This window comes from Rhodococcus opacus, assembly GCF_012396235.1.
GTDB classification, from domain to species: domain Bacteria; phylum Actinomycetota; class Actinomycetes; order Mycobacteriales; family Mycobacteriaceae; genus Rhodococcus_F; species Rhodococcus_F opacus.
Window position 1 is genome coordinate 188706 of the sequence record NZ_JAAXPA010000012.1, and the last position, 8770, is coordinate 197475.

Genomic DNA, 8770 nt, shown 5'->3' on the forward strand with positions numbered 1-8770 from the left:
CTTTCTGGACCTTCTGGACCCGTACCAGATGCCCCAGAGTTGTCAGTGCGATGAGCCCCGTGGACAACGCCACGGCGTCACGATCGGAGTAGAGATGAACACCATGGTCGCGAGCAGGAACCGCACCGCGAGGTCGAGGGAGGAGGAGCGCCTGGCAACGGAACTGGAGGACGCTCGGCGCCGCATCATCGAACTCATGGGCCAGTTGGCCGAAACGGTCCGCAGCCGTGACGCTTTGAGCGACCGCATGCAGGTGATGGCATGGAACGCCCGGTGGGGGCGCGAGCACAACGGATTCGGGGTGCTGTGACCCGAGTTCGGGTGTCACAGCCACGTGGTCGGGCGGATCAGATTGGCGAGATCCACCAGCGTGTACCGGTGCCGGCGCTCGGGTGCCTTGCGGGCGAGGGCCCGGAGCGCCGACTCCGCCCCGGCGCGCAGACCGCGTTCGGTGAACGGCACGCTGAGGATCCTCGTCGTCTCGGGGATGCCGCCGGCGTGCAGCCAGTCCACGGCCACGCCGAGGACGAGCACCCGGGTCTGGAGTGCCCGACGCTCGTCGTGGGCAAGCAGTTCGACTCGCCGGGCGGCCTCCTGCAGATCCCGTTCACTCACCTCGGCGAGGGGCCGATCGTGGACGAGCATCAGCACACTCGTCAACCGGGCCTCGGCATAGTGCCGTGATGTCGGCGGCACCTCGTCGAGCGCCTCCACCGCGGCTGCCCGGTCGTCGCGGTGCTCGAGTTGCCGCGACAGTCCGAACGCCGCACTGACCGCGCCGTGATCCGTGCGCCACACTGTGCAGTAATACTTTTCGGCGGTCCGGCGCCACCGCTCGATGTCCTCGCCGGAGCGGTATTCGCACCACATCTCGGCCGTCGCGGCGAGGGCGAGCTTCGGAGCCTCCTCGCCCGGTAGCGCGGTCAGGACGGAATCGAATCGGGTGAACGCCGCCTCGAAGTCGCCGCCCACCAGCGCGCACAGTCCCGTGTGCCAGTCGACGCGCCACGTGTCCTCGCGTTGGTGGTCGAGGGATTCGAGAATGGTGGCGGCATCACGGGGCTGCCCGAGATCGAGGTGTGCGCGCACTTCGGCGAGCGGGATCTCGATGCTCGTGGACGCCACGCCGTCGTCCGCCGCCTCCTTCGCCCGGTGCAGTGAATCGAGGAGTTCCCTCGGCCGGCTGTGGACGACGGAAAGCAGCGGGGCCGCCGGATCGTCCGGGTCCACCAACGGAATCGGCAGCGCCCGAACGATACTCATCACGCTGATCCGCTCGTCCCGGCGATGCCCGTCGACGTAGACGTCGGTGCGGCTGATCGTGAGGTCGGTCCCGAACGTCGTGCGCTGCGGGCTGAACCGGTGGGACAGCCCCGGATGCGGGTGGCCGGTCTGCTGGGCCCGCACCTCGCGCAGAACACCCTCGAGTTGCGTCGACATCTCCTCGGCCGACGCGAAGCGCCGGGCCGGATCGGGGTGGATGGCCCGGAGCAGCAGCCGGTGGTAGAACTCGTACTCCGCCAGCAGCGGCGCCTCCTCGGGTGTCGGCAGGCCGTCGACGTAACAGCCCCCGGCGGTCGGCATGTCGAGGGTCAGCACGGCCAGCGTGCGCCCGACGGTGTAGATGTCGGAGGCGACGGTGGGACCGGTGGTGGCGATCTCGGGAGCTTGGTAACCCTGTGTGCCGTAGATGTATCCGTGATCGCCGATCCTGGCGACCGCGCCCATGTCGATGAGCTTGAGCTGGTCGTAGTCGTCGCCGATCATGATGTTCTCGGGTTTGAGGTCGTTGTACACCAACCCGATCGAGTGCAGGTATCCGAGCGCGGGCGTGACCTCGAGGAGGTAACGGATGGCGTGCTCCACCGGCAGCATCGGCTTCGGGTCGTCGGGTCCGGCGTCCTCCTTCAGCTCGGTGAGCACGTCGCGCAGGGTTCTGCCCCGGACGTACTCCATCACGATGTAGCCGATGGGATTGCCGTCCATCCCGGGGTGTTCGACGAAGTTGTAGATCTTGACGATGCTCGGATGCGTCACCTCGGCGAGGAACCGGCGCTCGGCGAGTGCCACCTCCTGGGCCACGGGGTCGCCCGAGTGCAGCAGGCCCTTGAGGACCACCCAGCGGTCGCTGACGTTGTGGTCGAGCGCGAGGTAGATCCAGCCGACTCCCCCGTGGGCGAGGCATCCCAGGACCTCGTACTGACCCGCGACCAGTTCGCCCGCCTCGAGTTGCGGCGCGAACGAGAAGACGGTGCCGCAGTGGGTGCACACCCCCTCCGTGTCGCCCGGCCGCGCGGCGGTGGAACGTCCGACGGGGCGCTTGCATCGGTCGCAGTAGCGTTTGTGCTCCGCCAGAACGGGATTGGTCAGGAGCATCGACAGGTCGGAGGTGTGGACGGCGTCCGGCACCGTGCGTGACGAGGGGACGTCCTCATCCTCGTCGTCCGCGAACGGATCGAACCGCACACCCCGGGTGGATTCCGGCTCGTCCATCGGTGTTCGCCTGGTTTCGTCGCTCACGTCGGTGTCACCTCAGTCCCGGTACGTGGGGGCAGGGGGTCCGGCGGCGGGCCCGAGAACCGTCAGCCAGTTGTCGTAGAGCCTCGTCCAGGTTCCGTCCGCACGCATCCGATCCAGTGTGCCGTTCACGAAGCGCACCAGATCGTCGTTGCTCTTGTTGACCCCGATGCCGTACGGCTCCGACTCGAGCGGCGAGCCGACGATCTCCAGATTCGGATCCTGGGCGGCGAGCCCGGCGAGGATGGAGTCGTCGGTGCTCGCGGCGTCGGCCTGCCGCTGCTGGAGGACCACGAGGCAGTCGTCCCAGTCGGGTACCGCCACGATCGTGGCCTCGGGCTGCACTCGGCGAACCGTGTCCAGCGAGGTGGTGTCGCCGACGGAACAGACACGTTTCCCCGCCAGGTCCTCCGGACCGGAGATGCCGGAGCCCTTCGGCACCAGCAGACGCTGATAGGCCTGGAAGTACACGGTGGAGAAGGCGACCCGCTCGGACCGTTCACACGTGATCGACGTGCTCTTGACCACGAGATCCACGTCCTCGTTCTCGAGTGCCTCGAAACGGTCCCCGGACGTGAGCAGGCGGAATTCGACCCGGGAGGGGTCGCCGAACAGGTCTCGCGCGACCTCTCCCGCGACGTCGACGTCGAATCCCATCAGCATGCCGGTGGTCGGATCCCGGAAACTGAAGAGGTTGGTGTTCTGATCGATTCCGACGACCAGTCGGCCACGGGCGGTGATCTCGGCCAGCGAGCTTCCCGGCGCCCGGACGTCCGGTGTGACGGCGGGGCGGAGACTCGCGAGCGCGCCGCAGGAGTCGGGTGCGGGTGGCTCCTCGGGCACGTCGCCGGTCGGCAGAAGGATCTGCGACCCACTCGTCAGCGGCACGTCCGAGTAGTCGCCCTGGACAGTGGGAGTGAGGGGCTGCGGGGTTGCGCATCCGGCCGCGAGGACGGCGACCACGGCAGCGGAGAGTAGGAGGGCGCGCGGCCGCGTCCGCCGTCTCGGTCGACTCACCCGCGTCATCAGTGGTACTCGTTCAGTCTGGGCCAGATCCCCCCACCGACGGCGAACCCGCAGAGCACGCCGATCACCATGCTACCCACCGCGAGCAGCGACAACGAGCGATATGCGTCGGCCATCCCGTGGAGTTCCTCGCTGCGGAATCGGTCGATGCCGTCCTGCAACGACTCGTCGAGCGCCGCGAAGGTGGCGGGGGACGCCGAGTCCGCGGGGCCGATCGCGATGGCCTTCGCCCCCGGGTAGTCCCCCATGTCGAGCTTCTCCTGCAGCATGGTGTGTGCGCGCCGCCAGTCGGCGAGTGCGGTCACGGCGGCGTCGATCGGCGGTGTCGTCGCCGGACCGTGATCGCCGTCCTGCAGCCCTTCGAGGATGTCGGCGAGTTCGGCCGACCGCCGAGCGTAGTCGATCTCGGACTGTTCGTCGGAGCCGCGCTGCAGCAGCGCGAGGGTCTCGTCCGCCCGGGCCTGCTGGGCGAGGATCCGCGCCTGGGTGATGGTGCCGAGTGGTTGCGCCCCTTCGGTTCTGGCCCGGTCCGTGGCTGCGGTGGAGACCAGGGTGGCGGCGGCCAGCCAGATCAGGAGGGAGGCGGCGAGGAAGGACGCGAGGACGAGTCCGGGATTGACGCGGCGTTTGCTCTTGCGCGCCAGATACACCTGAGCGACGACGAGCGCGACGAGCAGGGCGACGGCGACGGCGAACGCGGCTCTCGGGAGCCGCCCGGTGAGGACCTGGGTGTCGGCGACGGACCTCGACTGTTCCGAGTAGAGACTCTCGGCTGCGGGCAGGATTGTGTCCTGCATCATCGTGGAGGCGTCGCTGAGATAGGCGACGCCGACCGGGTTGCCCGACCGATTGTTGGCGCGGGCGGTGGCGATCAGGCTGGTGTAGTCGGCGAGGTTCCGCGACACCTCGGACAGCAGCGCGAGGGCCGCGGCGTCTGTCGAGGCAACGCCGTTCGACGCGGTGACCAGCGCGTTCGACGCGTCCCCGATCGCCTGGTTGTACCGATTGCGGACGGCGATCGGCTCGACACCGCCCGAGATGAAGGACGTGGCGGCCGCGGCGTCGGCGATGGACAGGGAACTGTAGAGCCGTTCGGCCGCGTAGGTGAGGGGTTCGGTGTGCGTCCGCAGGGTCTCGATGCGCTGTTGCCGGGCACCGATCGCCGCCGACGTGATCGCCCCGGTCATGAGCGCGGCGGTCACGAGGGCGATCCCCAGCACGGACAGTCGTCCCGGGGTCGAGACGAGGAATTCCCGCCACGGCCGGCGCCGGGATTCGGGCTCGACGAGCAGGGACTCGTCCAGCGAGTGTTCTTCGGTGACGGCGTCGTCTCCGCGGTGGAACACGGTGTCCTCCTCCGCCGAGGTCTTCTGCAAGTGTGCCCCGATTGCCGGCGGGTCGTGCCGGAAAAGCCGATGTCGCATCGGACCCACAGAGAAGGACAGGGACCGCTGGTGCGGTCCCTGTCCTTCGGTACGGCGGGTGCGTCAGGGTTGCTCGTGGGTGACGACTCCGACGAGTTGCTCCGCGTCGGCACCGTCGGCAGGCGATTCCGCCGGCGGCGTGACGGTGTCGAGGCGTTCGGCGCTGGTGCGACTGCGCCGGCGGAACTCGTACCCGATCAGGATGAAGGCGAGAGTCACCACACTCAGCCAGAACTGCGAACGGGTGGTGGGGAGCACGGCCATGGCGGCGATCACGGCCCCCATCAGGGCGATGGTCGCGTAGCTGAGCCAGGGGAACAGCCACATCTTCAGGCTGAGGGCCTCGGGATCTCGAGCCTCCAGTTTCCTGCGGAGCGCGACCTGGGAGATCGCGATCATGAGGTAGACGAAGAGCGCCACGGCGCCGTACGAGTTGACCAGGAACGAGAACACGAGGTCCGGGGAGACGAACGCCGCGATCACCGACGCGTAGCCGATCACCGTTCCGGCGAGGATCGCGCGCCTCGGCACGCCACCGCCGGACAGGCGGGTGAACATGTGCGGGGCATCGCCGTTGCGGGTGAGTGCGAAGAGCATCCGCGAGGAGGTGTACAGCGCCGAGTTCAGGCAGGACAGCACCGCGGTGAGGATGACGACGTTCATGATCGTGGCGACACCGGGAATGTGCAGGGCGGAGAGCGCTGCCGCGTAGGGGCTGACTCCGACGGCCTCCGTGCTCCACGGCACCACCGCGACGACCACGAAGATGGAACCGACGTAGAAGGTGATGATCCGGACCACGATGGAGCGCATCGCCCGGGCGACCGCCTTCTTGGGTTCTGCGGACTCGGCGGCCGCGATGGTCACGATCTCGGCACCGGTGAAAAAGGCCACGCAGGGGACGACCGCGGCGAGCACCGCGCCCCAGCCGAGCGGAGCGAATCCGCCGTGGCTGACGAGGTTCGCCACGCCGGGGGTCGAATCCGGCCACAGTCCGGTGATCCACAGTGCGCCCAACCCGAGGAAGAGGACGATCGCGATCACCTTGATCGACGAGAACCAGTACTCGAATTCTCCGAACGAACGCGCTGATACGAGATTGGTGCAGGTCAGGATCACGAGAAGGCCGAGGCTGAGAATCCACAGGGGCGCGGACGGGAGGTAGAGCTGGAGTATTCGGCCGCCGGCGATGGCTTCGACCGCGACGACGATGACGAAGAAGTACCAGTACATCCAGCCGACCGAGAAGCCGGCGCGATTGCCGAGCGCTTCCCTGGCGTACACGTAGAACGATCCGACCACCGGCCGGGCCACCGCCATCTCCGCCAGCATCCGCATGATCAGGAGTGTGATGACCCCCGCGATGAGAAACGACACGATCGCCGCCGGGCCTGCGCTCTCGATGACGACGCCGCTGCCGACGAACAATCCGGCACCGATCACGCCGCCCAGGGCGATGAGGTTCATGTGCCGTTTCTTCAGGCCCTTTCCGAGGCCGGAGTCCTGGGATTGGACCGGGGGTGGTGTTGAAGTCACGTTTTCCTCCACTGTGCGCTGACCGGAATCGTCAGGTCGCCATCGCGATCCGGGGTCGGATCGTCGGCGGTTGGAACGGAGAACAGTGCCGGCGGAGATACGGGAGACGATCCACCGCGAACTGAACTGTTGATGTGATGCACAACACTGTATGGAGGGTCCGGTGGGCAGCACAGGGCCAGTTCCACGGCACGTCTGAGGACCAGTTCGTTGCCACTGGTCACAGGGTAGGGGTGTTCGCACGGCCTCGAGGGTGCGTACCGGCGCCGGGGGATCCAGATGTGCCGGGAAACCGTGCGGCCAGGCCATGCGAACGCGCTCCTTCTGGTGATGATCGCTGTCCTCCCAGTTCAGAGGCTTTCCCGGTCGTCGGTTCCGCGGTCGAACTGGTCCCATCGCTTGCGCGGCAACTGGCTCTGGGCGAGATCTGGCACCAGTCGTAGTGTGAGGTGAACACCAAAATAAGTGATGTGGATCACACATACGATTGGGTCGCTGAACCGGTGGGTGCCCGCATCGACGTACGACCGACGAGGTCGGGTCAGGTGAGGGCCACGGCAGCGCCTTCTGGAGGAAAATGTGGACAGTACCGTTCCCGGACACACCGACAGTTCAGGTCTCGGCAAGGGCCTGAAGCGCAGGCACATGAACCTCATCGCCCTGGGCGGGGTGATCGGCGCCGGTCTCTTCGTGGGCAGTGGTGTCGTCATCGGCGGTGCCGGTCCCGGCGCCATCATCTCCTTCCTCATCGCAGGCATCATCACGTTGCTGATCATGCGGATGCTGGCGGAGATGGCGGTGGCCCGGCCGGTGGTCGGATCGTTCTACGTCTACGCTCGCCAGGCCCTGGGGCGTCGCGCCGGGTTCGCGACGGGGTGGATGTACTGGTACTTCTTCGTCATCGTGGTCGCGGTCGAGGCCATCGCCGGCGGCCGGATCCTGCAGCTCTGGCTGCCGATGATTCCGCTGTGGCTCCTGAGCCTGGGGCTGATGCTCCTGCTGACGGCCACCAACATGGTGTCCGCCCGCTCCTACGGCGAGTTCGAATACTGGTTCTCGTCGATCAAGGTGGTGGCGATCGTTCTGTTTCTCGGGATGGGCGCCCTCTGGATCACCGGACTGTGGCCCGATTCGACGCCCGGGCTCGGCAACCTCGTGAACCACGGCGGCTTCACCCCGCTCGGCTGGGGTGCGGTGCTCGCCGCGGTCGTCCCCTGCGTCGCCTTCTACACGGGAGCCGAGATCGTGACGATCGCCGCTGCCGAGTCGGAGGAGCCGAAGCGTGCTGTCGCCCATGCCATGCGGTCGATCGTGGTGCGGATCGTGACGTTCTACGTCGGTTCGATTCTCGTGGTCGTCACGATCCAGCCGTGGAACACCGAGAGTGTCGGTGTGAGCCCGTACGCCGCGGTGCTCGAGGTCCTGGGAATTCCCGGTGTCGCGACGATCATGAACTTCATCGTCCTCACCGCGGTCCTCTCCTGCCTGAACTCGGCGCTGTACACCACGTCCCGCATGCTGTTCGCGCTCACCCGCAACGGCGACGCCCCGAAGTTCTTCACGACGCTGTCCCGCAACGGCGTGCCGCGTCGTGCGATCCTGCTCGGCACCACCGTCGGATACGTGTCCGTCGCCTGCACCTACGTGTGGGGCGACGTCGTCTTCGGCTTCCTCGTCAACTCGTACGGCGCCGTCGCGCTGTTCGTGTACCTCCTGATCGCCATCTCCCAGGTGGTGCTCCGACGTCGACTCGAGCGCGAAGACCCTGAGGCACTGCAACTCCGGATGTGGCTGTTCCCGTGGCTGAGCTACGCCACCATCGCCCTGATGGCCACCGTCATCCTCGCGATGGCGTTCCTCCCGTCCACCCGCTCCCAGTTCCTCATGAGCGGTCTGACGTTGATCGTCATCCTGATCAGCTACCAGGTACGGAAGTTGCTCGGCAAGGGCGGTCACGACGACGAATCACTGTCCGGTGCTCCCCCGATCGGTTCCGCGGACGAGTCGGTCGCGGAGGCCGAGAAGCGCATCGAGTCCGTGGAGACGCTCGGCGGCTCGGACATCGAACTGCTGGCGGCTGCACAACAGAAGCCGCACACCCATCGTCACCAGAGGAGACAGTCGTGAACAGTTCCGCCGTCGGTACGGCGCGCGTCAAGCGTGGCATGGCCGAGATGTTGAAGGGCGGGGTCATCATGGACGTCGTCACCCCCGATCAGGCGAAGATCGCCGAGGACGCCGGTGCGGTGGCGGTCATGGCGCTCGAG

At 67.2% G+C, this 8770-nt stretch carries 6 protein-coding genes and 1 pseudogene; 3 read left to right on the plus strand and 4 right to left on the minus strand.

The window, feature by feature from the left end; all coding sequences use genetic code 11:
• Positions 1-94: 94 nt before the first annotated feature.
• The gene (locus HGB39_RS18495; protein WP_005564647.1) at positions 95-310 is read left to right on the plus strand and encodes a hypothetical protein; all 216 of its coding nucleotides are present in this window, start codon (positions 95-97) and stop codon (positions 308-310) included.
• A 14-nt stretch (positions 311-324) separates the two neighbouring features.
• Here the strand turns inward: HGB39_RS18495 and HGB39_RS18500 are convergent, their stop codons facing one another.
• From HGB39_RS18500 to HGB39_RS18515, 4 genes are all read right to left on the minus strand, one after another.
• The gene (locus HGB39_RS18500; RefSeq protein WP_005564648.1) at positions 325-2493 is read right to left on the minus strand and encodes a serine/threonine-protein kinase; all 2169 of its coding nucleotides are present in this window, start codon (positions 2491-2493) and stop codon (positions 325-327) included.
• A 39-nt stretch (positions 2494-2532) separates the two neighbouring features.
• Positions 2533-3543, minus strand: a complete 1011-nt coding sequence (locus HGB39_RS18505) for a glutamate ABC transporter substrate-binding protein (protein WP_043788757.1) — start codon at positions 3541-3543, stop codon at positions 2533-2535.
• Positions 3543-4889 (minus strand): GlnX family signal transduction membrane protein, encoded by a 1347-nt coding sequence (locus HGB39_RS18510; protein ID WP_054247962.1) that lies wholly within the window; start codon positions 4887-4889, stop codon positions 3543-3545. The genes HGB39_RS18505 and HGB39_RS18510 overlap by 1 nt, the downstream gene beginning before the upstream one ends.
• Positions 4890-5030: 141 nt before the next feature.
• On the minus strand, positions 5031-6434 hold the full coding sequence (locus tag HGB39_RS18515; RefSeq protein ID WP_005262364.1) for an amino acid permease: 1404 nt from the start codon (positions 6432-6434) through the stop codon (positions 5031-5033).
• A gap of 648 nt (positions 6435-7082) precedes the next feature.
• Here HGB39_RS18515 and HGB39_RS18520 point away from each other — a divergent pair.
• On the plus strand, positions 7083-8630 hold the full coding sequence (locus HGB39_RS18520; RefSeq protein WP_005564656.1) for an amino acid permease: 1548 nt from the start codon (positions 7083-7085) through the stop codon (positions 8628-8630).
• Positions 8627-8770 (plus strand): annotated as a pseudogene (locus HGB39_RS18525) (pyridoxal 5'-phosphate synthase lyase subunit PdxS); the annotation flags it as partial. The gene HGB39_RS18520 and the pseudogene HGB39_RS18525, both read left to right, overlap by 4 nt.